The following is a 24,795-nucleotide window of genomic DNA, read 5'->3' as shown; positions in this document are numbered from 1 at the left end:
GGATGAATAAATCCATTGAGGCAAGCAACGATGACAGAACGCGTACAAGTTGGCGGCATCCAGGTCGCGAAGAATCTGTATGACTTCGTGAACAACGAAGCAATCCCCGGCACGGGTGTTGACGCGGACAAATTCTGGGCCGAGTTCGACAAGATTGTGAACGAGCTGGCGCCGCGCAACCGCGAGCTGCTGGTTAAGCGTGACGAAATCCAGGAAAAACTCGATACCTGGAACCGTGAACACAAAGGCCAGAAGCTGGACATGGCCGAATACCAGGCCTTCCTGAAGCAGATTGGCTATCTGGTTGACGAGCCAGCCGATTTCAAAATCTCCACGGCCAACGTGGACCCGGAAATCGCGACCATGGCTGGCCCGCAGCTGGTGGTGCCAGTGATGAATGCCCGCTTCGCACTGAACGCTGCGAACGCACGTTGGGGCAGCCTGTACGATGCCCTGTACGGCACCGACGCGATTTCTGAAGAGAATGGTGCGGAAAAAGGCCGGGGCTATAATCCGGTGCGTGGTGCCAAGGTTATTGAATGGGCCCGCAACCTGCTGGATGGCTCTGCGCCACTGGCGTCTGGCAGCCATAAAGATGCGGCCAACTATGCCGTTAAAGATGGCAAGCTGGCAGTTACACTGCAAAACGGTGAGGTGACAGGCCTGAGTGACGAAGCTGGCTTTGTTGGCTACACCGGTGCCGCAGACGCACCCACCGGCATTTTGTTGGTAAAGAATGGCATGCACTTCGAAATCCAGATTGATGCCACGCATCCGATCGGAAAAGATGACGGCGCCCACGTAAAAGACGTTCTGATGGAGTCGGCCCTGACCACCATCATGGATTGCGAAGACTCCGTGGCCGCGGTTGATGCGGAAGACAAGGTTATCGCCTACAAAAACTGGCTTGGCCTGATGAAAGGCGACCTGGAAGAGTCATTCGAAAAAGGCGGCAAAATGATGACCCGCCGTATGAATGGCGACCGCAGCTACATCGGTGCTAACGGCGAAGACGTGGTTCTGAAAGGTCGCAGTCTGCTGTTTGTGCGGAACGTTGGTCACCTGATGACCAACCCGGCCATTCTGCTGAACGATGGCAGCGAGATTCCCGAAGGCTTGATGGATGGCCTGCTGACGTCCCTGATCGCGATTCATGATCTCAAGGCGGAAGGCAAGTTCCAGAACAGCACCAAGGGTTCGGTTTACATCGTTAAGCCCAAGCAGCACGGCCCGGAAGAGGTTGCCTTTACCGATGAGTTCTTCGGCCGCGTTGAAGATGCTCTGGGGCTGCCTCGTTATACCCTGAAAGTCGGCATCATGGATGAGGAGCGTCGTACCACGGTTAACCTCAAGGCCTGTATCCACGCCGCGAAAGATCGCACCGTGTTCATTAACACTGGCTTCCTGGATCGTACCGGTGATGAGATCCATACCTCCATGGAGCTGGGCCCGTTTATCCGTAAAGGCGAAATGAAGTCCGCCGCCTGGATTGGCGCCTATGAGCAGTGGAACGTAGACATCGGCCTGGAGGCCGGTTTGTCTGGCGTTGCCCAGATTGGTAAAGGTATGTGGGCCATGCCGGATCTGATGGCTGGCATGCTGGAAGCCAAAATCGGCCATCCGAAAGCCGGTGCCAACACCGCGTGGGTGCCTTCTCCGACGGCGGCAACTCTGCATGCTACCCACTACCACCAGGTAAACGTGTTTGACGTGCAGAAGCAGCTGGAAAGTCGCCAGCGGGCAGCTCTGGAAGATATACTGACGGTGCCGGTCATGGCGGACGCGTCTGCACTGACGGCCGAAGATATCCAGCAGGAGCTGGACAACAACGCTCAGGGTATTCTGGGTTATGTGGTGCGCTGGATCGATCAGGGCGTTGGTTGCTCGAAGGTGCCGGATATCAATGATATCGGCCTGATGGAAGACCGCGCGACACTGCGTATTTCTTCCCAGCTGCTGACGAACTGGCTGTACCACGGCATTTGCACGGAAGAGCAGATTCTGGAAACCATGAAGCGTATGGCGGCCGTTGTTGATCGTCAGAACGCCGGTGATCCCGAATACCGGAATATGGCCCCCGGGTTCGACGGTGTGGCTTTCCAGGCTGCGCTGGATCTGGTGCTCAAGGGTCGCGAGCAGCCGAACGGTTACACCGAGCCGCTGCTCCACGCCTATCGCCTGAAGGCAAAGGCGGCTAACTAAGTCGTTTACAGGTACAAAAAAACCCGCTTCGGCGGGTTTTTTTGTACCTGAATGAGCGGCAATTACGTCCGCTCGGGCGCTCGCTGTCAGTCGATATGAAGAACGTTGGCTGCGTACAGGGTGTTTTCCAACAGGGTGGCAATGGTCATCGGGCCAACGCCTCCGGGCACCGGGGTGATGTAGCTGGCACGCGCTGAGGCGGCGGCAAAATCCACATCGCCATAGAGTTTGCCATCGTCAAGCCGATTGATGCCGACATCAATGACCGTCGCGCCTGGTTTGATCCATTCGCCCCTGATGATGCCAGGCCTGCCGACGGCAGCAATCAGGATGTCCGCTTCACCAACAAATTTCTCGAGATTGTCGGTAAATCGGTGACATACCGTTACGGTGGCACCTTTAAGGAGCAGTTCCATACTCATAGGGCGGCCCACAATGTTCGAGGCGCCCACAATAACGGCGTGCTGGCCCTTGTAGGGGGTGTCTATGGAGTCGAGCAGGGTGATCACGCCAGCCGGAGTGCAGGGGCGCAGGGCGGGCTTGCGCTGCATCAGTCGGCCGATGTTGTAGGGGTGAAAGCCGTCGACATCTTTATCCGGGCGGATTTTTATCAGAATCGGGTCGGCGTCCAGATGGGAGGGCAGGGGCAGTTGCACCAGTATGCCGTCGACGGTCCGGTTTTCGTTCAGTTCATCAACCAGGGCTTCCAGGGCCTCCTGTGACGTGTCTTCCGGCAGGTCGTAGGACAGCGAGAGGATGCCAGCCTCTTCACAGGCTTTGCGTTTATTGCCTACGTACACCTGCGACGCAGGGTCCTGGCCAACCAGAACCACCGCCAGCCCTGGCACCCGAAGGCCTTGCTGTTTTCTGGCTTCTACGCCAGCGGCAACCTGCTGCCGCACGCGGGCGGCGATATCTTTTCCGTTTATCAGAGTAGCGCTCATGTTTCCGTCTTGTCGGTTGGCGTGTATAAATAATAAGAAGTGCGGTATTCTCTCATGGTTCGGGGAGCAGGCCAATGTGGCGCTTGCTTCTGAGGGCGGGGCAGGGAACTTTTTCGACCTTGCACCATCTGCTCATCAGGTGCCTTTTTTCAACTATTTGAAAATCCTGGTTGACGGAGGCATTCGGCGCAGGTAATATGCGCGCCAACTTTGCTGAGGCACTTGTTGTTCAGTTTTAACGGGGTATAGCGCAGTCTGGTAGCGCGCCTGCTTTGGGAGCAGGATGTCGGGAGTTCGAATCTCTCTACCCCGACCACTTTCTGAATATTCAGGTGGGCGAACGGTCAAGCGCCCGTAGCTCAGCTGGATAGAGCATCCGCCTTCTAAGCGGATGGTCGCAGGTTCGAGTCCTGCCGGGCGCGCCATCATGTCGTAGTACTGACAGGCACCGGACTCGCCAAACCAGCAAAGTTGCAGATAATTGGCTCGCATTCGTCGGTCGGTTGTCGATTGTGGTGGACGTAGCTCAGTTGGTAGAGCTCAGGATTGTGACTCCTGCGGTCGAGGGTTCGAACCCCTTCGTCCACCCCATTTTCTCCTTGTTGTTTTCCGGTTCTGAGTCCAAAGACGCTGTTCAGTCTGGCGCCGGATATGCGAGAGTGGCGGAATTGGTAGACGCACTGGATTTAGGTTCCAGCGGGGCAACCCGTGAGAGTTCAAGTCTCTCCTCTCGCACCACCCTTTTATTCTTCTGTTTCATCCCCATTTTGATCTGTGATCAGGTTGTTATCCCTGCGCTCAGGCTCGCATTCTGTTGGGTCTGGTGATTCTCTCGGCGGGGTAAACCGTGATAAACTACCGGCTTTTAATTTTGCGCCCTTCAGAAGCCTTGAGCTCCCGGCGGGCGAATGTTGCGATTTATCATTCACCTACAGAATCTGTAATTTGAGGAACTTCCATGCAAGTGTCTGTTGAAACGACCTCCAACATCGAACGTCGGATGACGATTGGTGTGCCCGCCCAGGAAATCGACCAGGCGGTTCAGAAACGTCTGCAGGAAACGGCTCGCACCGTGCGCCTGAACGGGTTCCGTCCTGGAAAAGTTCCCATGAGCGTGGTCAAGCGTCGTTTCGGTGACAGCGTGCGCCAGGAGATCGTTGGCGAAGTCATGCGCGACAACTACATCAAGGCGCTGCAGGAGCAGGACATCAATCCGGCTGGCTGGCCGCAATTCGAGCCGAAGACGATGGAAGAAGGCAAGGATCTCGAATTCGTTGCTATCTTCGAAGTGCTTCCTGAGATCGAGCTGGGCGATCTGAGTGCGATCAACGTCGAAAAGCCGGTAGCTGAAGTTGCCGACAAAGACATCGATACCATGATCGACAACCTGCGCCGTCAGCAGGCCACCATGAAGGAAGTCAAGCGCAAGTCCAAGAACAAGGACGTTGTGACCATCGATTTCAAAGGCTCCATCGACGGTGAAGAGTTTGAGGGCGGTTCCGCCGAAGGTCATCGCCTGACCCTGGGTTCCGGTCAGATGATTCCGGGTTTCGAGAAGGGCATTGTCGGTGGCAAGGCCGGAGAAGAGCTGGAAATCGATGTTGAGTTCCCTGATGACTACCAGAACGAAGAGCTGGCTGGTAAGCCTGCCAAGTTTGCAATCACGATCCACAAAGTAGAAGAGCCGCAGCTGCCAGAGCTGGATCAGGAGTTCTTTGCCCGGTTTGGCATCGAGGCTGAAGACGAAGCCGCTTTCCGTGAGGAAGTGAAGAAAAACATGGAGCGTGAGCTCAAACAGGCCGTATTCAACAAGGTCAAGAACGACGTGGTTGACGGTCTTCTGGAAACCACCGAACTGGACGTTCCGGCAGCTCTGATTGATCAGGAAATTGATCGTTTGCGTCAGGATGCCGTGCAGCGTTTCGGTGGCCAGGTTGATTTCCAGCAGCTGCCGAAAGAAATTTTCGAAGAGCAGGCCAAACGCCGTGTGAAGACCGGCCTTTTGTTCCAGGAAGTGGTCAAGAAGAATGACCTGAAGGCCGACGATGCCAAGGTTGAAGAGAAGATCCAGGAGATCGCTTCCACCTACGAGCAGCCGGACGAGGTGATTGCACACTTCAACAGCAACCCGGATCAGAAGTCTCAGGTCGAGTCCTCGGTTCTGGAAGATGCCGTGGTTGATCTCGTGCTTGGCCAGGCCAAGGTGACCGAGAAGAAAATGAAGTACGAGGAAGCGGTTCAGGCCGGTCAGCAGCAGCGCTGATCGCCTCCGGGCCCAGGCCCGGAACCGTGCCCTGGAAACAGCCGGCCAGTCCGGCTGTTTTCATCTGGGTGATCTGCTGGCATTGTATGGGGGTACTCTAAGGTATCCCGCACATTCAGGCAGATACCCAACCATTGCCCATAAGGAGTTCAGGCGCACATGACGCAGAAACCGTTTGATGGTCCTACAATGATTACCAATGCAGGCCTGGTGCCGATCGTTATCGAGCAGACCGCGCGCGGAGAACGTTCGTTTGACATCTATTCCCGTTTGCTGAAAGAGCGGGTGATCTTTCTGGTAGGGCCTGTCGAGGATCACATGGCCAATCTGGTGGTTGCCCAGTTGCTGTTCCTGGAATCTGAGAATCCGGACAAGGATATCCATCTGTACATCAACAGCCCGGGCGGATCCGTCACTGCGGGTATGTCCATTTACGACACCATGCAGTTTGTTAAGCCGGACGTTGCCACCCTGTGTATCGGTCAGGCGGCCAGCATGGGTGCGTTCTTGCTGTCGGGCGGGGCCAAGGGCAAGCGGGCCTGTTTGCCTAACTCCCGTGTTATGATCCACCAGCCACTGGGTGGGTATCAGGGGCAGGCCTCGGATATCGAGATTCACACCCGTGAGATCCTGAAGATCCGCAACACGCTGAACGAGTTGCTTGCGCAACACACTGGTCAGGATCTTGAGACCATTGCCCGCGATACGGACCGTGACAACTTCATGGATCCCACGCAGGCTAAAGAGTATGGCTTGATCGATACGGTACTTGATAAGCGTGTACCGAATACATAATACTGAAAGTCATCGCATCACGGAGGGCTGGCGTACACCATAGCGCCAGCCAACGAAGAACAGAGGTATTTCAATGGCAGATGAAAGAAACGGCAGAAGCGATGATAATGGCAAGTTGCTCTACTGCTCGTTTTGTGGAAAGAGCCAGCATGAAGTCCGTAAGCTCATTGCAGGGCCCTCGGTTTTCATCTGCGACGAGTGCGTTGACCTGTGCAATGACATTATCCGGGAAGAGGTTCAGGAGAACTCTCCGGAAGAAGCCAGTGATCGACTGCCGACGCCGCTGGAGATCCGCGATACGCTGAATCAGTATGTGATTGGCCAGGATCGCGCTAAAGTGGTTCTTTCCGTCGCGGTTTATAACCACTACAAGCGCCTTCGCTATGGGGAAGGCAAAAGCGATGTGGAGCTGGGCAAGAGTAACATCCTGCTGATTGGCCCGACCGGTAGTGGTAAGACGCTGCTGGCTGAAACGCTTGCGCGCATGCTGAATGTGCCTTTTACCATCGCCGACGCCACCACGCTTACAGAGGCGGGTTATGTGGGCGAAGATGTCGAGAACATCATTCAGAAACTGCTCCAGAAATGCGATTACGATGTAGAGAAAGCCCAGCGGGGTATTGTCTACATTGATGAGATTGACAAGATCTCCCGCAAGTCTGATAACCCCTCCATCACCCGTGACGTCTCGGGAGAAGGTGTGCAGCAGGCGCTGCTGAAGCTGATAGAAGGCACGGTTGCCTCCGTGCCGCCCCAGGGTGGCCGAAAGCACCCGCAGCAGGAATTTTTGCAGGTGGATACCGGCAACATCCTGTTTATCTGTGGTGGTGCCTTCGCAGGTCTGGAGAAGGTAATCCAGGATCGCTCGGAGCGCAGCTCTATCGGTTTTTCGGCCACAGTGAAGAGTCAGGACGACAGCAAGAGTGCTGGCGACATCATCCGTGATGTCGAGACAGAGGACCTGGTTAAGTTTGGTCTGATTCCTGAATTCGTAGGGCGTCTCCCTGTGGTGGCCACGCTGACCGAATTGGACGAGCAAGCGCTGGTTCAGATTCTGACAGAGCCCAAGAATGCCCTGACCAAGCAGTATCAGAAGCTGTTTGATATGGAGGGAGTGGAACTGGACTTCCGGGAAGACGCATTGAAGGCTGTTGCCCGCAAGGCAATGGAGCGTAAAACCGGTGCCCGTGGTCTGCGGTCCATTCTGGAAGCGACTCTGCTGGATACCATGTACCAGATTCCTTCTGAGCACGACGTGTCGAAGGTAGTGATCGACGAAAGTGTCATCAGCGGTGATTCAGAGCCCTTCAAGATTTACGCCAGCAGCGATCACGCCAAGGCGGTTCCGGAAGACTGACCCGCGCAGCGGCAGATCTGAACGTTAAAAAGGGGCGCTTGTCGCCCCTTTTTCGTGGCTGATGTGCTAATTCCCCGGAAATCCGTTCCGGAAAGATTGTAATTTCCATCAGCGCCCCAACGATGGGTGGTATGCTGAAAGAAAGACTGTCAGAGGATTCCCCATGACCCGTATACCTGATGAAACTGTGCAAGACTACCCGTTGCTCCCCCTGCGCGATGTGGTGGTCTTTCCGCACATGGTGGTTCCGCTGTTTGTGGGCCGCGAAAAATCCATTCAGGCGCTCGAAGCAGCGATGGACGGCAGCAAGGAAATCCTGCTGGTGGCCCAGAAAGATGCCGGTACCGATGAGCCCGGTTCAGGCGATGTTTTCTCCATGGGAACCCTGGCGACCGTGTTGCAGATGCTAAGGTTGCCGGATGGTACCGTGAAGGTTCTGGTTGAGGGCAATGCCCGGGCCACCTTGTCTGATATTACCGAGGGTGACTATCTGGTCGCGCAGGCCATCCTGATGGATGAAGACAGCTTGCCGGAGCGTGAGGAAGAAGTACTCACCAAAACCCTGATGGATGAATTCGAGAAATATGTGAAGCTCTCGAAGAAAGTACCGTCAGAAGTATCGAATGCCCTGACCGGTATTCAGGAGCTGGAGCGCCTGGTGGACACCATGGCGGCCCATCTGGATATGCGCATCCCGGAGAAGCAGGAACTGCTCGAAGCTCTGGATGTCCGTAAACGGGTTGACCTGTTGCTGGGTAAGCTTGACGGTGAAATTGACCTGATCGAAGTTGAAAAACGCATTCGTGGCCGGGTCAAGAAACAGATGGAAAAGAGCCAGCGGGAGTATTATCTGAACGAGCAGATGAAGGCCATCCAGAAAGAGATGGGGCAGCTCGGTGAGGGTAACAACGATTTTGAAGAGCTGGAACAGAAGCTTGAAGAGGCAGGGTTGCCCGAAGAGGCGCGTAAGAAAACCGAAGCGGAACTGAACAAACTGAAAATGATGTCGCCCATGTCGGCCGAAGCAACCGTTGTGCGGGGCTACATTGACTGGATGCTGGCGGTACCCTGGAAGAAGCGTAGTCGCGTTCGCCATGACCTCGACAAGGCCCGCGAGATCCTCGATCAGGATCATTATGGCCTCGACGAAGTCAAAAAGCGTATTCTCGAGTATCTGGCGGTACAGAGCCGGGTGAAAAAAGTAAAAGGCCCGGTTTTGTGCCTGGTGGGGCCGCCCGGAGTAGGTAAAACCTCGCTTGGGCAGTCGATTGCCCGTGCGACCAACCGCAAGTACACCCGCATGGCGCTGGGCGGTGTTCGGGATGAGGCCGAAATCCGTGGCCACCGTAAAACCTACATTGGTGCCTTGCCCGGTAAACTGCTGCAGAAGTTGTCAAAAGTAGGCGTAAAAAACCCCTTGTTCCTGTTTGATGAGATCGACAAGATGGGGATGGATCACCGGGGGGATCCTGCGTCCGCTTTGCTGGAAGTGCTGGATCCGGAACAGAACCACACCTTCAACGATCACTATCTCGAGGTGGACTACGACCTGTCAGATGTAATGTTCGTGTGTACCTCCAACTCCATGAACATTCCTCCGGCACTGCTGGACCGGATGGAGATCATCCGGATTCCGGGCTACACCGAGGATGAAAAAGTAAACATTGCGCTGCGCTATCTGTTGCCTAAACAGCTGAAAGCAAACGGTCTGCGTAAAGATGAGCTGGAGCTGCCGGAAGAAACCATTCGGGATCTTATCCGCTACTACACCCGTGAGGCGGGCGTTCGTGGGCTTGAGCGTGAGATCGCGAAGCTGTGTCGGAAGGTGGTTCGCGAGCACGTGGAAAGCGACAGCAAGGCGTCTATCACCTTGCGTCCGGACATGCTGGAAGACTACTCCGGGGTCAAGAAGTTCCAGTATGGTCTGGCTGAAGAAACCAACGAAGTGGGCCAGGTAACCGGGCTGGCCTGGACGCAGGTGGGTGGTGAGCTGTTGACAATCGAGTGCGCTCTTACGCCCGGCAAGGGGCGCGTAGTCAAGACCGGCTCGCTCGGCGATGTCATGCAGGAGTCTATCCAGACCGCGCTTACTGTGGTGCGCAGCCGGGCGGAAGGGCTGGGCGTGGCCACTGATTTCCATGAAAAGCATGACCTGCACGTGCATGTACCTGAGGGTGCGACACCGAAAGATGGCCCAAGTGCCGGTATTGGTATGTGTACGGCGCTGGTGTCGGCGTTGACCCGTATTCCGGTTCGGGCGGACGTTGCCATGACCGGTGAAATCACCCTGCGTGGCAAGGTTCTGGCCATCGGGGGCTTGAAGGAAAAGCTGCTGGCAGCCCACCGGGGCGGCATAAAGACGGTTGTTATTCCTGATGAAAATGTTAGAGATCTCAAAGAGATACCGGACAACATCAAGGAGTCGCTGGAGATCCGTCCAGTCAAATGGATTGATGAAGTTCTTGATATTGCTCTGGCCTATCAACCGGAACCTCACGTTGAAGGCAGCGGCAAATCCGCCAAGGGCAAGGCCTCTGGCGACGATTCCGGAGACGCGGCAGAGCGCATAAATACACACTAAACCCGGGATGAATTGTTGACACGCCAGAGAGCCCGTTGGTATAACTGTTTCGCCGTGAAGCAGCCAATATCAAGGGCTCCCGCGCAGTAAGTGCCTATTCCGACTATCGGTTAACTGCCGCAAGGAATAAAAAAACTGAAGAATGGAATTCTCCCATCGCTTGTGCGATAGTCGAGAACGTCCGCGAAAAAATAACCGATCTATAACATCTTCAACCTGAAATCGAAGGGGTTTAGTGTGAACAAGTCCGAACTGATCGATGCAATTGCAGAGTCCGCAGACATCTCCAAAGCCGCAGCTGGCCGTGCGCTGGATGCCATGACCAACTCCATCACCGGTGCTCTTAAAGATGGCGACCAGGTTACCCTGATCGGCTTTGGCACCTTCTCTGTAAAAGAGCGTGCAGCCCGTACCGGTCGCAACCCGCAGACTGGTAAAGAAATCCAGATTCCGGCCTCTAAAGTGCCCGGATTCAAGGCAGGTAAGGCCCTGAAAGACGCCGTTAAGTAACGGTTTTTTTTACGGCAGTTGTCCGCTCAGAGGCTGCCGCAAGAATCCAAGGCGCATTCCGGCAGGGTGCGCCTTTTTGCGTGTTAGTGGTAGCTGCGACAGACCTCCCTCAGTACTACCAAAAGCCCGTACTACCCACAGCAGAACCTTGAACAGGGATTTGAGAACAACATGCTTCAAGATATTCGGGATAACGCCCAGAGTACGATCGCCAAGGTTATCGTTGGCCTTCTGATAGTGTCGCTGTCGATCTGGGGGATGGACGCGATTATCGGTGGCTTTACCGGTGAGCCCGAGGTGGCCACGGTGAACGGAAAAGAGATAACCGAGAGAGAGTTTCTCCGGACTGTGCAACTGGAAAGCCAGCAGCGCCTGATGCAGATGGAGAGTCCGGATCCGTCGTTGCTTAACGAAGACCAGATCCGGAAGGATGTTCTTGACGCTTTGATTCGCGAAGCGGTGCTGACCCAGGATGCTGAAAACCAGGGCCTGGAACTCACCGATGCTGATATTGATGCGTTGATTACCCAGATGCCTCAGTTCCAGGTAGATGGAGTGTTCAACCGGGATCGGTTTGTTGCGACGGTTCGAAATGCCGGTATGGGTGTTGCGGAATTTCGCGAAAGCATGCGCAAGAACTATGTGGTAAATCAGATTCGGGCGGCCATTGCCCAGACCGGCGTGATGGCGCCGGAGAATATTGCCCACCTGCTGGCCATCCAGAACCAGACCCGCGATTTCCGGGTTCAGATACTTGATGCAGGCAGCGTGGCTGCACAGGTAGAGGTGTCCGAGGCGGACGTCGAGTCTTATTATGAGGAAAACAAATCCCTCTTCCGTAAGCCGGAACAGGTGGATGCTGCTTATATCACCTTGTCTCGCGGAGTGCTGGCAGAGTCTATCGAGATCTCCGAGGGTGATCTGCAAGCCTATTACGATCAGCGCTCCGAAGCCTACGCCCGGGAAGAGCGTCGTGCTTCTCACATTCTGATAGAGGCTGGATCTGAGGCTCAGGCGACGCTGGCAGAAATCCGGGAAAAGCTGGCGGCAGGGGAGTCGTTTGAAAAACTGGCAGAAGCCTACTCTCTCGATACCGTGTCGGCCCGTGAGGGTGGTGATCTCGGTTACGCTGGTCGTGGTGTTTACGACGAAGCCTTCGAGAATGCGCTGTTTGCACTGGAGCCCGGCCAGGTGTCGGAGCCAGTGGAAACGACCTTTGGCCTGCACTTGATCCGGCTGGACGATGTGCGTCGCTCCGATGTGCCGTCCTTTGCTGAGCTTCGTGAGCAGTTGCAAGATGAGCTTGCCCAGGAGCGGGCTGGTGAAAGGTTTGCGGAAATTCGCGCGCAATTGGCAGATGCGGCCTATGCCGCGGACGACCTGAAAGGCCCGGCCAGTGAGCTGGGGCTGGAAATCCGTCAGGCTGAGGGTATTACCCGAGATGGCGGAGTGGCGCCTTTTGATCACGCCGGTCTGGTGCGCCAGCTGTTCTCTGAGGACGTCCTGAGCGAAGGTTACAATACCGAGCTGATTGACGTGGGTGACAGTGTTTCTGTTGTTGCCCGGGTGACCGAGTATCATGAGTCGCGGCAACTGGATCTGGCCGAGGTGGAACAGGATATACGTTCTGCGCTGGTCGCACGAAAGACCCGCGAGGCTTTGGCAGCCCGAGCTGACGAGATGGTTGCGGAGCTCGAGGGTGGGGCTGTTAATGATCTGGATGGCGCAGGGTGGCAGATCTTTGAGGCTCAGGGTCGCAATGCCTCAAATCTGAGCCCGGCGGTGGTAGAGCAGGTGTTCGCCATGGCGCGCCCGGGCGACGATGCACCGACGATTGGCCGGGTGGTGAGTGGTAATCAGGCGGCAGTCATTGTGCTTGATGCGGTGAATGAGGGTGAAGCCGATCCCGAGGCGGCAGAGTATCAGCAGTTGCAGCAGTTCCTGGCACAACTGGAAGGGCAGCGTGAATACACAGCCTACCAGCAGTATCTGCGGAATACGGCTGAAGTGGAGCGCAACTAAGCGATCTGCGAGATAAAAAAGACCCCTCGGGGTCTTTTTTTGTTTGCCCGGCGAAGCTGGCAAACCCGGCCACCTGAAAGAAGGTGGCGTCACCCCGGCCGAGGGGAAGACAATCCGACTGGCAAGGGCGCCGCTGGCCAACGGCGGGGTCTGAAGGAAGCCATAGGAAGCAGGATGAACATAGCGAGAGCGAACCTGATTCGGCGGTCTACCGGTGGTAAGCGTGCAAAATTGCGCGAAGCCCGATACTCGGTCAGTGGTAGAACGTGTTTGAGGATGGATTATCTTGCAGGGAGCCGCTGCAGTAACCGGGGAAGCCTGACCCCGCACCCTGAACTCAGGGCACATGGCGCCAAGGCGAAAGCCAAGATCGATGTGGGGGCGAGGTGGCAGATGAAGTCGTAGTAGTGTGGAAATTCCGGCCTGAGAAGCCTGGTAACCGCGTGGAGGAGAAAACCGGAATGACCGATATTTTGGGCTTTAAAACACCCATGCAGCATATGCTGCCGAAACTTCTATTTTCTGGACGTCAGGATTCCCGATGGAGACGGGTAATCAAGGCAGTCGTATTTCAAATACACCGCCGCCGAGAGTGCCGCCGTTGTGTAGCGCGATACGTCCTGTGCGATCACCGTTCTGGTGAAGAACCGCAACTGAAGAGGCAAAGAAAAGCCCCAGGCTGGTGTTACCGGTTTTGAAATCGAGCGATTTAAAGTCGGGCGTGCCACTGTGCTGCATACTGGCCGGGTAACCCTGGCCATCATCCTCAACACCGATGACAAGTTCATGATCTTCTTGTCGGGCGGTGAGCAGAATTTTACTTTTGGTGTATCGGATAGCGTTGTTGATCGTATTGTTGAGTACGCCGGTCAGCAGGTCTTCGTCGAAGAACCCATTGATGTCAGCCGCATCAATGGCATAGTCAATACCAAGGCCCTCCAGCAGGGGTGTATGTCGGGCCAGGTGCTCGGCCAGAAAATCCGGTACGTAATGCTCATCAATGTGGGCAGACAGGTTGTTCTCACCCAGTCGGTAGATGCCCAGAAGTTGCACGAGATCGTTGTGCATGCGCTCTGCTTCATATTGCAGCATGTTGAACTTGTTGGAACCGACCAACGCAGGCTCATGCTCTATCCGAAGTTCATCCAGACTGTTTAACAGCATCCCCAGCGAGTTCTTCATGTCGTGAACGGCCGAAGCCAGAACCATGGAAAAGTCAATGTTCGGATCGGTCATTGCATCAGTCCTTGCAGTTTGCGCTGGAGAGCCAGGTAACGCCTGTGCTGGCGATGTTGCTCAGGCAAACCCTTGAGGGTATCCAGGTGGCGTTTACAGGTGGCCAGAATAGCGGGTTCCGGGTATTCGTCGTGCTGCTTCATCATTACCTGCACCAGGTTGAGGTTCAGAGCGGCATGGTCAGGAACGATAGTCAAAGCGTTCTGGAAGGCCTCCACGGCTGCGTTAAGGTCTCCGGACTCGAATGCCCGTATGCCGTCACGGTTGAGCCCGCGGGCCTCAAGCTTTTGCCTGAAGCCGACCGGCTCATCCATCAGGCTTTCGATTTTTTGCAGTACATCGGGTTGGTCTTCATAGTATGCGGCCAATTCGGATAATAGTTGTCTGGCCCGCGTGGCTTGATTCATACGAAAAAGCGTTTTGGCAAAGTCGACACCTACCTCGGCTGAAAACCCGGTAATGGGTTCAAGCCGGGGAGTGATTTCCTGCAAAATGCGCTCTGCCTCCTGGTTCTGACCCTGGCCTGCGTGTACGCGGCATTCAATAATCCGACTTCTCAGGTCAAGGTTTTCGTCATCTGGAAAACGCTTCTGCATTCGTGCCAGGACGTTAACGGCCTCATTGGCTTTTTCGGCACCCTCCTCATCAAGATTACCTTCACTCAGGTCAGACAGGCTTTGTGCCAGCGACAGGTAATGCCCGGCACTGTCATGGATGGAGTGGGTGCCTAATGATACTGTCTGGCGCCATGCCTGGGTTGCAGTGTCTATGTCCTGGTTGGCTCCAGCCACTTCAGCCAGGTGCTTCTGGCGCAAAAGTGCATTCGGTGAGTGTTCAGCTGCTTTCTCAAGAACCTTTTGTGCTTGCAGTGCTTTGCCCTGTTGCTCCAGCCCTTCAGCCAGAAGATCGTAGGCCTCCATATAATCCGGGTGCTTCTCAATCAGGGCTTTGAGGCTGTCAACAGCCTGGTCGAGGCTGCGGTTTGCCAACAGGATTTTACACTTGCCCAGACGAGCCCAGGATAGCTCTCTCTGGTTAAGGACGTCGTCGTAAATCTTTTGTGCGTGTGCCAGATCACCTACCTGACAATACAGTTCGCCGAGGGTTTTCATCAGCCAGGTCTTGTACCTTGGCTGTTGTGGCAGTGCCTGAAGGCACATGGTGATGGCTTCCGGGTAGTTTTCCCGGTCTATTTCACGGGTGACAGGAAGCAGGGCGTTGCGCTGTCGGATAAGACTGCCCAGGCGTTTATCGAGCATGGCCCGGTTGATTGGCTTGGTCAGGTAGGCATCTGGCTGGTATTCCCTGGCTCCCATCACCATTTCCTTCGATGTTTCTGCGGTTACCATCAAAAAGAGTGAAGAGCGCTTTAACAGTTTCTTGTGCCGTAATTCTTCAAGCACATGCTGGCCGTTCTTGCCGTCGCCAAGATTGTAGTCGCACAGTACCACGTCTACGTGATTGTAGGTGCAGTACTGGATTGCCGGGCCACCGTGAGCAACCAGCTCGATTTTGTCAGCGCCGCAACTGCGAAGCATCTGCCGCATGGACAGCCGGAAGTTCTCGAAGTCGTCTACCACCAGAAAGGTCAGTTTACCAAAGGGGTTTACGCTGTCTTTCCGCAGATTTTGCATCATGACCAGTTCTGCTTCAGAAGTTTATTGACCATTGCACGCAGGGCGGCGGGTTTAACGGGTTTGTAGAGCACCTGATACCCCCTTTCTCCGGCGTCGTCTCGAACCTCCGGCGCCATATAGCCAGTAATGAGAATACCCGGAATACTGTCGCCCAGGTTTTCGCGGATACTGTCCATGGCGTCAAGACCGTTCTGGTTGTCGTCAAGCTGGTAATCCGCCAGGATGATTTCAGGCCGCCGCCCGTCAAGGCGCTCCAGTGCGTCCGGCAGGCTTTCGGCAGCGGTTACGTCGCATCGCCAGTTGCTGAGCAGTGCAACCATACCCTGTAGGATAGACGAATCGTTGTCGATGCAAAGCACATGCAGCCCGCCCAGGCTGGAGACCCGTCGGGCATTGCGACGGCTGTCCTGGCTGATGTCCTTCCTTTGCTCAGCCGGAGCAACGGGAACGGTGATCCCGAAGACGCTGCCTTTTCCCTGAACGGAGCGAACTGTTACGGGGTGATGCAGCATATCGCTGATTCGTTCGACGATGGCCAGTCCCAGCCCCAGCCCTTTTTTGTCTCTGCCATGCTGGAACCGCCGGAACTCTTCGAAAATATGATTCAACTGGTCTTCGGACATCCCCGGGCCTGTATCCCAGACTTCGATTCTAAGCTGGCCTTTCAGCCTGCGGCACCCCAGCAAAATTTTTCCGCTGACGGTATAGCGGATAGCGTTTGACAGGAAGTTCTGTACCACACGTCGCAGTAATTTCGCATCCGAGCGTATCCAGGCAGAGCTTGGTACAACATGGAGCTCAAGATCCTGATCCTTGGCAATCGCAGAGAATTCCGTTGCCAGATGCCGTAGCAGGTCATTCACCGGAAAAATGCCGATATCCGGCTCCAGGGCACCGGCGTCGAGCTTTGATATATCGAGTAGCGTGCTGATGATTTCTTCTGCAGCGCCCAGGGAACTGTCGATGTGGTCAACCAGATCCCGGGTTTCGTTCGCCATAGCCTTTCCGGACAAGGCAGACGTAAACAGGCGGGCGGCATTCAGGGGCTGTAGCAGGTCGTGACTGGCAGACGCCAGAAACCGCGTTTTGCTCTGGTTGGCCTGCTCGGCGACGGATTTGGCTTTCAGCATCTGCTCGTTGATTACCTGAAGCTCCTGGGTTCTCTCCCGTACCCTTTGCTCCAGATAGATGTTGGTCTCTTTGAGCGCCTGCTCTGTCCGGCGCATGGCAGTAATGTCCTGAAAGGTTGTTACGTAGCCACCCCCGGGGATCGGGCTACCGTCGATACGGACAACGGTTCCATCTGGTCGTTGCCGTTCATACGACATGGGCTTGCCGTCACGCATGGTGTTACAGCGGTTTTCTACTATTTCGTCAATTCGTCGGGCCGACAGGTTGGCGTGGGTCAGGTTATAACGCATCAGGTCTTCAACCGGCCTGCCTACACGAACATAGCCCTTCGGATAATTAAACAGCTCTAGATATCGCTGGTTCCAGACCACGAGTTGTTGCTGGTGGTTGATGACCGAGACGCCCAAGCTGATATTTTCTATGGCCGACTGCAGCAGCTCCCGGCTGAAGGTCATCGCCTGGGACGCTTCGTCAACAATACTGACCACGTCTTCGATCTGCATGTCGCGGCCGGTCAGCGTGGATTCCAGAACGACCCGGGCTGTTGATGCGCCAATGACCGACGCCAGCTGGCGCTCGATGTACTTCATCAGGTGCGTAGTTGCAGGGCGGTGCAAGTAAAGCCGGATGGCGTTGCGGCGCTCATAGTTTCGGAGCACGCTTTCGGAGCGTTCTTCTCCCATAAACCGGTCGGTCAGTGCCTGCAGGTCTGAGATCAGAATTTCACCCTGCCAGCTCTGATGTTGAGCGCTCTCTTGCCGTGGTTGTGCGTCGTGAAAAAAGGCAGCAATCTGTATCTTTTCCCGGATTCTCTGACGGGTAAGCAGCGACAGCAGGATATAGGCGAGGGTGTTGATGCCCAGGCTCCAGAGAATACCGTGGCTGATTTGATCCAGCTCGGAGCCGAACAGGGAAGTGGGGCGAGTCCAGTTCAGGCCGAACAGTCCCTGATCGATGAGGGTATCGTTGATCCAGCCAGTAGAGGCCAGGGCTGGCAGTAGCAGGGTGTAGGACCACATCAGGAAGCCCAGGCCCAGGCCCCAGGCGGCGCCGGTGAAATTACCTCTGCGCCAGAGGATGCCGCCGACCAGCGCGGGGCCGAACTGGGCGGCTGCGGCAAACGATAACAGGCCGAAGGCGGTCAGGCTGTAGTCGGCCCCGGCCATGCGATAGAAACCGTAGGCGGTTAGCAAGACCACCAGAATTGCCACGCGCCGGATGGCAAGCAGGAGCGAGCTGAGGTCAGTTCTTCGGTTCATGCCCGGGCGGAAAAAGCGAAGAAGCCCCGGCATGATGATTTCGTTACTGACCATAGTTGCAATGGCGACCGAACAGACGATCACCATGGCGGCGGCTGCAGAGCCACCCCCAAGAAAGGCGAACACCGCAAGCCAGTGCTGACCGGCCATGATTGGCAGCTGCAGAATGACGATATCCGGGTTAATCCCGAAATCCTGCGCGCGCAGCAGGCCCGCTGCTGCAATCGGCAGAACGAAAGCGCTGGCAATCACCAGATAGATCGGCATGGCCCAGCGTGCTACTTCAAAATCCCGGTGATCGGTATTTTCGACCACCATGACATGAAATTGCCGGGGTAAACAGATAATCGCCAGCATTGCGACCAGAGTTTGGGTCAGAAACGCAGGTGCTTCTATTGAGCCAGTGGTCAGTGTTGTAGTCAGGTCTGCGGCCTTCACTTTCGACAGCAGGTCGCCAAAGCCTTCATAGAGGCCGTAACCCACAAACAGCCCCACGGCCACAAAGGCAATAAGTTTGATCAGGGATTCGAAAGCAACCGCCTGGATCATGCCCCGGTGATGCTCGGTGGATTCCAGGTGGCGAGTGCCGAACAGTATGGTAAATACGGCCAGAGCCAGTGTGATGTACCAGGCTGAGTCGTTCCAGGCGGCAGAGCTGAGACCCTGGTGATCGTTTCCGGTATCGGACAGCACGCTGAAGCCCAGGGCAATCGCCTTAAGCTGCAGGGCGATGTAGGGTACGCTGCCGATCAGGGCAAACACGGCCACCATCGCCGCAAGCAGCTGGGATTTACCGTAGCGAGAGGCAATAAAGTCGGCAATCGAGGTGCTGTTGTTACGTTTGCTGATGTAAATAATGCGCCGCAGCAAGGGGGCAAAGAACAGAAACACCAGAAGCGGGCCAAGGTAGATTGGCAGAAAGGCCAGGCCTTCTTGTGTGGCCCTGCCGACGGCGCCATAGAACGTCCAGGACGTGAAGTAGACTGCCAGAGATAAGCCGTAGATGTGGGTTCGGGCGAACCGCTGGCGATACAGCCCCGGATGGCGATCGCCTGCCCAGGCTATCAGGAACAGCAGCGAGATGTAGGCGATGGAAATGGGTACAAGCAACCAGGGGCTGATCATGGTGTTCTAGCTATCCGTTCTTGACTGGTCAGGCATTACAGACAATTTCGTAAAGGGGATCGCTGGCAGGCAATACCTTCAGGTTGTTTATAGCGGGGGAGCCGTCAGATGTCAGAGGAACCAGCTCGCGCTTGGCACAATGAATCAGGTGAACCCGGTGTGACACGGCATCGGTGACGGTCTGGTCAAACCGGTAAAGAGTAAAACGGACGATCTCGGGATCCGCTGTGTCTGTCTCTATACTCTTTATGTCGACGGTAGAGAAGGCCGTCACGTAAGGAAATACAAAGGTCCAGGGGCGGAAAAACAACCCTTGCTGTTCCTCGTTCACCACCACTGCCTCTTCTGGCAACAGTGAGCGCTTGTGGTCATACCATGTGTACTCGCCGTAGATCAGGTAGCCCAGCATGCCCAGCCCGGCAAACACCGGAATGATCCAGCGCGGCGCCTTTTTGGCTGTGGCGGCTCGAATCGCAAGAGCGATACCGGCTGCACCCAGGCCGCAAAATACAGTTGCAACAAATGTCCAGAACATATTTCCGAATCCTTAAAACAAGAACGGGCTCCCTCTGGTGAGGAAGCCCGTTCAGGAATCAACCGGCCATCGGCTGGCAATGGCCAGGGTTGTTTTTCAGGTTAATGATCGTGGGCAGAACCGGCACCACGGGGGTAACGGACACTCTCGACCAGTTCCTGGATTTCAACGGGCGGCTCTGCAGTCGCTTTAGAGACCATGAAGGCTACCGCAAAGTTAACCAGAGCACCAACCGCACCGATAGACAGGGGCGAGATTCCCAGTATCCAGTTTTCCGGGGTGTCTGGCAGGTTGTTGGTTCCAGGAATGAAGAACCAGCCCTTGTACATAAAGATGTACACCAGGGTGAAGATCAGGCCGGACAGCATACCCAGAGTGGCACCCACGTTGTTCACCCGCTTGGAGAAGATACCCATCATCAGAGCCGGGAACAGAGATGCTGCGGCAATACCGAAGGCCAGTGCCACCACCTGTGCCGCAAAGCCTGGCGGATTAGCCCCCAGATAGGTTGCCACCACGATGGCGATGGCCATGGAGATCCGGGCCGCCAGCAGCTCACCTTTGTCGGAAATGCCCGGGTTTATCCGGCTCTTTATAAGGTCATGACTGATGGCTGAGGAGATCGCCAGCAACAGGCCTGCAGCCGTTGACAGTGCCGCAGCCAGACCACCGGCGGCAATCAGGCCGATAACCCAGCCGGGCAGGTTGGCGATTTCCGGGTTGGCCAGTACCAGAATGTCGCGGTTGTAGGAGAACTCGCTGCCTTGCCAGCCACGGGCTTCGGCTTCGGCGGCAAATTCCGGGTTTTTGTCGTTGTAGTACTGAACACGACCATCACCGTTCTTGTCTTCAAACGAAATCAGACCGGTAATTTCCCATTCCTTGATCCAGTGGCGGTTGCCGTCTTCGTCGAGCTCGTTTTCGATCTCGGCCCATTCGATGGGCTGGGCGGCAGTGCCTTCAGGGTAAAGGGTAGTCATGATGTTCAGACGGGCCATAGAGGCAACGGCCGGCGCTGTCAGGTACAGCAGGGCAATGAATACCAGTGCCCAGCCGCCGGACCAGCGTGCGTCGGCAACCTTCGGCACGGTGAAGAAACGGATGATAACGTGAGGCAGGCCCGCAGTACCGATCATCAGGGACAGGGTAAACAGCACCATGTTCAGTTTGTTATCGACGTCGGCGGTGTATTCGTTGAAGCCGAGATCGGTGATGACTTGGTTCAGTTTGGCCAGCAGTGGCACGCCGGATTCGGTGTGGGTTGAGAACATACCAAGGCCGGGAATCGGGTTACCGGTCAGGTGCAGTGAGATGAACACAGCCGGGATGGTATAGGCTACGATTAACACGCAGTACTGGGCGACCTGGGTGTAGGTAATGCCCTTCATGCCGCCAAGAACAGCGTATACAAAGACTACAACCGCAGCGATGATCAAGCCCATGGTGGAGTCGACTTCCAGGAAGCGGGAGAAGGCCACACCGGCACCGGCCATCTGGCCGATAACGTAGGTTACCGAGGCAATGATCAGGCAAATAACCGCGACCAGGCGGGCATTCTCGCTGTAGTAGCGGTCGCCGATAAACTGGGGCACGGTAAACTTGCCGAACTTCCGCAGGTAGGGGGCCAGCAGCATGGCCAGCAGCACGTAGCCACCGGTCCAGCCCATCAGGAAGGTTGAGTTGGAATAGCCACCCGCGGCAATCAGGCCCGCCATGGAGATAAAGGATGCCGCAGACATCCAGTCGGCACCAATGGCGGCGCCGTTGGTGATCGGATGAACACCGCCACCGGCCACGTAGAAGTCACTGGTGCTTCCGGCTTTTGCCCAGATGGCGATGCCGATGTAGATCAGGAAAGATGCCCCGACGAAAATCAGGTTGATATAAAACTGGTCCATGTGGTCTTACTCCTCGTGTACGCCGAATTTTTCGTCGATTTTGTTCATGCGCCATGAGTAGTGAAAAATCAGCACAATAAACGTGAGGATGGATCCCTGCTGGGCGAACCAGAAGCCCAGATCGGTGCCGCCAACAGCGATACCGGCCAGCATCGGGCGCAATAGAATCGCGAAGCCGTAAGACACCAGCGCCCAGATAACCAGGCTACCGAGAATCAGCCGTAGGTTGGCCTTCCAATAGTTTTCAGCGTCGTAGCTATGACCAGACATACAAGCACTCCTGCTTTGTTGTTGTGGAACTTGAGTGTTTTTTTAGTGAGGTATTGCGGATAAAGCTTTTATTATTCATTTAATACTTCTCCGACTTGTCGTCCCCTTTAACTTTACGTGTCAACGCGTCGGTGAATATTGGCAAATGGTCGAATCTACGGGCTTTTTCGTGCTCTCGCGCCAGGGGAGGGTATTGCGAATCGGGTCACATTCGGTGCATTTTCTGCAAACGGCGCTGATAACGCAGCTTTTCGATGAGTTCTTGCAAGGTTTTAATGTCTTGTTTTTTTGCCTGGTTCAGTGCGATCAGGGTCAGTTCCGCAGTCACCATGGCGTCGGCTGCCGCATGGTGTCTTGCACTGACTTCCAGGCCGAAGTGATCCGCCCAGTCGTCCAGCCCACGGTTTTTCAGGGGCGCTTTTGGAAAGAACAGCGGCATCAGTTCTGCGACATCCATCCAGACGTGTGGCTGGGTGTATCCAAGCTGTTGCCGGAGCGCCTTTTGCAGGAACTTCTGATCAAAAGCCGAGTGGTAGGCCAGAATCGGGTCTCCGTTCATCCACTCAAGCAGGTGTATCAGGGCTTCTTCGGTTTCGTGGCCCTGGGTAAGCGCTTCAGGGCCTATGCCGTGGATCAGCACGGTTTCCCGTATATCCAGCTCCGGGCGTCGGAGAACCAGATCGAACTGGTCATCCAGATGAATAGACCTATTTTCGATTGCAACCGCACCAATGGCGATGACCTCGTCCCTGGCCGCATTCAGCCCGGTGGTTTCGAGGTCCAGCACAACCAGGCGGCTGCGGCCGAGAGGTTGGTCGCCTGCGTTTTTGGGCGTTGGCAGGCTGGCGGCATCGTAACCGCCACCGATACCGCCTCGTCGCCGCGCTAGCCATTGTTTGAATTGTTCCAGCATAGACTCGGGGCCTGTTTACAGTTGGTATTTGATTTCCAGCTTCTGCTGCAGGCGTTGTGCCTGCCGGAACGACTCACGCAAAATCCGGCGATCCAACGGGTTCAGGTCATCCGGATCTATGTAATTGGTCAACGCCTCCCCGCTATCCAGCATGTCCTGATGAGCGCGCATACGTATCGCCTGAATCAGGCTGTACGCTTCTTTCCAGGCGTTTGCATCTTTAGCATCGAATACGCCTTTTCTGGCAAGTGTATCAATGCGTTCCAGCGTGTTGGCCTCGGCGATGCCATGGGCCAGGGCGAACACGCGAACCGACTCGACAAACGGCGCCAGCCCTTGGCGTTTAAGATCCAGCGAGTGCTTTTTCTCATCGTTCAGATAGCGGAAATTGCGGAACATGGTGAGCGGCGGTTTGCGCTGCAGGGCATTACCTGCAAGCATTTTCTGGAACAGGGCGTTGTTTCTGATGCGCTCCAGTACGTGCTCCAGCAGTTGTTGCAGGGGCTCGGTGGGGCCGAATACCGCACGCATATCAAGGAAGATGGACGAATAAACCAGATTCTGTGGTGTGGAGGCATCGATAAAACGAATAAACCAGTCGTCCCACTCCTTCTGGCTCAGGCAGAGTTTGGGGTTGCTGGCCATGATATTGCCTTTGCACAGAGTGAAGCCACATTCCGCCAGTTCGTCGTTAACGGTTCGGGCGAACGGCAGCAACTTTTCCCGTACCTGGTCTTCGGTCATGCCTTCCGGTGTTTCAAACAGAATACCGTTGTCCTGATCCGTCAGCAGTGTCTGTTCCTGACGACCCTCGCTGCCGAACGTTAGCCAGGTGAACGGAATACCCGGGTCGTACTTTTGCAGATTGAGTTCAAGAACCCGGCGAACGGTGACGTCATTGAGGGTGGTAATGATTTTGACCACCTGCCCGGAGTCTGCTCCATGGGCGAGCATGGCGTCGACCAGGCGCGACACATCGCTACGCAAACTGACCAGGGTGCGTAAGTGGGTCGCGGTGCCGATGGTTCTGGCCAGATTGACCAGATCCACCCGCTGCAGCGAGAACAAGTCGCGCTCGGACACCACGCCAATCAGATGATCCTCCTCATCCACTACGCATAGATGGGCAAAATGATGCTCGGCCATCAGCATGGCTGCCTCGAAGGCATGGGCAGAGGAGGGTAAGCGGCATGGATCCGCAGTCATAACCAGTCGGATAGGTGTTTCCAGCGAGCTTTTGTCCTGTGCGACCAGAGTGCGCAAATCCCGAAGAGTGAAAATGCCGGTGGGGTGGCGTTGGTCATCGGTGATGACAATGCTGCCCACATTGTTTTCGTGCATTCGGGCAACGGCCTTGCGAACCGGAAGGTCTGGCGTGCACACAATGGGGTTTCGCAGCGCATAGCGCTCGAGCGGCGTATCCAGACTGTTGCTGGATCCGATAGACGCCATGGCTTTGGACTGGATGCGCTGATTGACCTGATCCAGCAAACTGCTGACCCCCCGCAGGCAGAAGTCCCGGAACGGCTCGCTTTCGGAGAAGAGTGTCACGAAGGCTTTCTGTTCGATACTGAGGCAGAAAGTATCTCCGGATGCACGGTGCAGGGTTCGAGTGGGGCGCTCACCAATCAGGGCTGCCAGTGGAAAACATTCGCCCTGACTGATTTCAAACGTCGGCTCTGTGCGGTCTTCTTTTTCGTTTTGACGTTCGCCACGAATCCGCCCTTGTTTGACAACGTAAAACCGTTTTACCACGCCGTCGTGTGGCGAAAGGACTTCATCCCCGTCTGCGTAAAAGCGGAGCGTGGCATGTTCCGCAAAGTGCGCCAGATGGGCATCGTCCATATTGGAAAAGGGCGCATGGGCTCTGAGGAACGCCATAATCGCGCGGGTGTTCTGGGGGCGAGAAGAATCCTGGTTTGCTGCGGCCATAGCGTGTCCGTTCTGGTTACAAGCCTGAAAGCTGAAGGATGTATTGTTTTGATTCTGTTTGCAGTGTAGTCCAGCCTGTGTCCGGAAAACCTACGATTTTCGTCGCAGGTAAAGTCTGCCGTTACGGGCGGGTTTCTTTATGGGGGAACGGTGCGGTGTTAAAGTTCTGCCATTCGATCATTCGG

16 protein-coding genes and 4 tRNA genes are annotated in these 24,795 nt (G+C 55.6%); 11 read left to right on the top strand and 9 right to left on the bottom strand.

Going from position 1 to position 24,795, the window contains the following annotated elements:
• Positions 1-30: 30 nt before the first annotated feature.
• A complete protein-coding gene (locus tag C7H09_RS15300; protein WP_106764233.1) occupies positions 31-2,202 on the top strand; it encodes a malate synthase G in 2,172 nt (723 codons plus the stop codon).
• An 86-nt stretch (positions 2,203-2,288) separates the two neighbouring features.
• Here C7H09_RS15300 and folD read toward each other — a convergent pair whose 3' ends face one another.
• A complete protein-coding gene (gene folD, locus C7H09_RS15295; RefSeq protein WP_106764231.1) occupies positions 2,289-3,146 on the bottom strand; it encodes a bifunctional methylenetetrahydrofolate dehydrogenase/methenyltetrahydrofolate cyclohydrolase FolD in 858 nt (285 codons plus the stop codon).
• Positions 3,147-3,385: 239 nt separating this feature from the next.
• Here folD and C7H09_RS15290 point away from each other — a divergent pair.
• From C7H09_RS15290 to C7H09_RS15245, 10 genes are all read left to right on the top strand, one after another.
• Positions 3,386-3,462: transfer RNA gene (locus C7H09_RS15290), tRNA-Pro, on the top strand.
• 32 nt (positions 3,463-3,494) lie between these two features.
• Positions 3,495-3,571, top strand: a tRNA-Arg gene (locus tag C7H09_RS15285).
• Between the two features lie 90 nt (positions 3,572-3,661).
• Positions 3,662-3,737, top strand: a tRNA-His gene (locus C7H09_RS15280).
• A gap of 62 nt (positions 3,738-3,799) precedes the next feature.
• Positions 3,800-3,884, top strand: a tRNA-Leu gene (locus C7H09_RS15275).
• 220 nt (positions 3,885-4,104) lie between these two features.
• On the top strand, positions 4,105-5,409 hold the full coding sequence (tig, locus tag C7H09_RS15270) for a trigger factor (protein ID WP_106764228.1): 1,305 nt from the start codon (positions 4,105-4,107) through the stop codon (positions 5,407-5,409).
• Positions 5,410-5,568: 159 nt separating this feature from the next.
• Positions 5,569-6,204, top strand: coding sequence for an ATP-dependent Clp endopeptidase proteolytic subunit ClpP (clpP, locus tag C7H09_RS15265; protein WP_106764225.1), 636 nt, complete (start codon positions 5,569-5,571; stop codon positions 6,202-6,204).
• Between the two features lie 73 nt (positions 6,205-6,277).
• Positions 6,278-7,561, top strand: coding sequence for an ATP-dependent Clp protease ATP-binding subunit ClpX (gene clpX / locus C7H09_RS15260; protein WP_106764222.1), 1,284 nt, complete (start codon positions 6,278-6,280; stop codon positions 7,559-7,561).
• A gap of 163 nt (positions 7,562-7,724) precedes the next feature.
• Positions 7,725-10,142 (top strand): endopeptidase La, encoded by a 2,418-nt coding sequence (lon, locus tag C7H09_RS15255; protein ID WP_106764220.1) that lies wholly within the window; start codon positions 7,725-7,727, stop codon positions 10,140-10,142.
• Positions 10,143-10,379: 237 nt separating this feature from the next.
• Positions 10,380-10,652 (top strand): nucleoid-associated protein HU-beta, encoded by a 273-nt coding sequence (gene hupB / locus C7H09_RS15250; RefSeq protein ID WP_106764218.1) that lies wholly within the window; start codon positions 10,380-10,382, stop codon positions 10,650-10,652.
• A gap of 171 nt (positions 10,653-10,823) precedes the next feature.
• Entirely contained in the window at positions 10,824-12,674 is a 1,851-nt protein-coding gene (locus C7H09_RS15245; RefSeq protein ID WP_106764216.1) for a SurA N-terminal domain-containing protein, read from the top strand.
• 555 nt (positions 12,675-13,229) lie between these two features.
• On the opposite strand, the gene C7H09_RS15240 is transcribed toward C7H09_RS15245, so the two are convergent.
• From C7H09_RS15240 to C7H09_RS15205, 8 genes are all read right to left on the bottom strand, one after another.
• Complete coding sequence (locus tag C7H09_RS15240) at positions 13,230-13,910, bottom strand: sensor histidine kinase (RefSeq protein WP_106764214.1); 681 nt, start codon at positions 13,908-13,910, stop codon at positions 13,230-13,232.
• Positions 13,907-15,547, bottom strand: coding sequence for a tetratricopeptide repeat protein (locus C7H09_RS15235; RefSeq protein WP_206074339.1), 1,641 nt, complete (start codon positions 15,545-15,547; stop codon positions 13,907-13,909). Before C7H09_RS15235 ends, C7H09_RS15240 begins: the two co-directional genes overlap by 4 nt.
• Positions 15,544-19,062: a hybrid sensor histidine kinase/response regulator gene (locus tag C7H09_RS15230; RefSeq protein WP_106764213.1), complete on the bottom strand. Its 3,519-nt coding sequence runs from the start codon at positions 19,060-19,062 to the stop codon at positions 15,544-15,546. The genes C7H09_RS15235 and C7H09_RS15230 overlap by 4 nt, the downstream gene beginning before the upstream one ends.
• A 28-nt stretch (positions 19,063-19,090) precedes the next feature.
• On the bottom strand, positions 19,091-19,597 hold the full coding sequence (locus tag C7H09_RS15225; RefSeq protein WP_106764211.1) for a hypothetical protein: 507 nt from the start codon (positions 19,595-19,597) through the stop codon (positions 19,091-19,093).
• A gap of 101 nt (positions 19,598-19,698) precedes the next feature.
• Positions 19,699-21,495 carry a sodium:solute symporter family protein gene (locus C7H09_RS15220; RefSeq protein WP_106764209.1) on the bottom strand — a complete coding sequence of 599 codons (1,797 nt, stop codon included), beginning with the start codon at positions 21,493-21,495 and terminating at the stop codon, positions 19,699-19,701.
• Positions 21,496-21,501: 6 nt separating this feature from the next.
• A complete protein-coding gene (locus tag C7H09_RS15215) occupies positions 21,502-21,765 on the bottom strand; it encodes a DUF4212 domain-containing protein (protein ID WP_106764207.1) in 264 nt (87 codons plus the stop codon).
• A 205-nt stretch (positions 21,766-21,970) separates the two neighbouring features.
• Positions 21,971-22,678, bottom strand: coding sequence for a 3'-5' exonuclease (locus C7H09_RS15210; protein WP_106764204.1), 708 nt, complete (start codon positions 22,676-22,678; stop codon positions 21,971-21,973).
• A 15-nt stretch (positions 22,679-22,693) separates the two neighbouring features.
• A complete protein-coding gene (locus C7H09_RS15205) occupies positions 22,694-24,610 on the bottom strand; it encodes a putative nucleotidyltransferase substrate binding domain-containing protein (RefSeq protein ID WP_106764202.1) in 1,917 nt (638 codons plus the stop codon).
• Positions 24,611-24,795: the final 185 nt, after the last annotated feature.

Origin of the sequence: Marinobacter fuscus (assembly GCF_003007675.1) — a bacterium.
Classification (GTDB): Bacteria; Pseudomonadota; Gammaproteobacteria; order Pseudomonadales; family Oleiphilaceae; genus Marinobacter; species Marinobacter fuscus.
The sequence above is the reverse complement of the archived record's forward strand: the minus strand, read 5'-3'. Positions and strand labels throughout refer to the sequence as shown.

What these genes read in the sequence shown, in the direction of transcription:
- C7H09_RS15225 (WP_106764211.1), bottom strand. Translation starts at nt 19,597, where the DNA reads ATGTTCTGGACATTTGTTGCAACTGTATTTTGCGGCCTGGGTGCAGCC.
- C7H09_RS15205 (WP_106764202.1), bottom strand. Translation starts at nt 24,610, where the DNA reads ATGGCCGCAGCAAACCAGGATTCTTCTCGCCCCCAGAACACCCGCGCG.
- C7H09_RS15215 (WP_106764207.1), bottom strand. Translation starts at nt 21,765, where the DNA reads ATGTCTGGTCATAGCTACGACGCTGAAAACTATTGGAAGGCCAACCTA.
- clpX (WP_106764222.1), top strand. Translation starts at nt 6,278, where the DNA reads ATGGCAGATGAAAGAAACGGCAGAAGCGATGATAATGGCAAGTTGCTC.
- C7H09_RS15230 (WP_106764213.1), bottom strand. Translation starts at nt 19,062, where the DNA reads ATGATCAGCCCCTGGTTGCTTGTACCCATTTCCATCGCCTACATCTCG.
- tig (WP_106764228.1), top strand. Translation starts at nt 4,105, where the DNA reads ATGCAAGTGTCTGTTGAAACGACCTCCAACATCGAACGTCGGATGACG.
- C7H09_RS15245 (WP_106764216.1), top strand. Translation starts at nt 10,824, where the DNA reads ATGCTTCAAGATATTCGGGATAACGCCCAGAGTACGATCGCCAAGGTT.
- folD (WP_106764231.1), bottom strand. Translation starts at nt 3,146, where the DNA reads ATGAGCGCTACTCTGATAAACGGAAAAGATATCGCCGCCCGCGTGCGG.
- C7H09_RS15220 (WP_106764209.1), bottom strand. Translation starts at nt 21,495, where the DNA reads ATGGACCAGTTTTATATCAACCTGATTTTCGTCGGGGCATCTTTCCTG.
- C7H09_RS15240 (WP_106764214.1), bottom strand. Translation starts at nt 13,910, where the DNA reads ATGACCGATCCGAACATTGACTTTTCCATGGTTCTGGCTTCGGCCGTT.
- C7H09_RS15300 (WP_106764233.1), top strand. Translation starts at nt 31, where the DNA reads ATGACAGAACGCGTACAAGTTGGCGGCATCCAGGTCGCGAAGAATCTG.
- clpP (WP_106764225.1), top strand. Translation starts at nt 5,569, where the DNA reads ATGACGCAGAAACCGTTTGATGGTCCTACAATGATTACCAATGCAGGC.
- C7H09_RS15235 (WP_206074339.1), bottom strand. Translation starts at nt 15,547, where the DNA reads ATGATGCAAAATCTGCGGAAAGACAGCGTAAACCCCTTTGGTAAACTG.
- lon (WP_106764220.1), top strand. Translation starts at nt 7,725, where the DNA reads ATGACCCGTATACCTGATGAAACTGTGCAAGACTACCCGTTGCTCCCC.
- C7H09_RS15210 (WP_106764204.1), bottom strand. Translation starts at nt 22,678, where the DNA reads ATGCTGGAACAATTCAAACAATGGCTAGCGCGGCGACGAGGCGGTATC.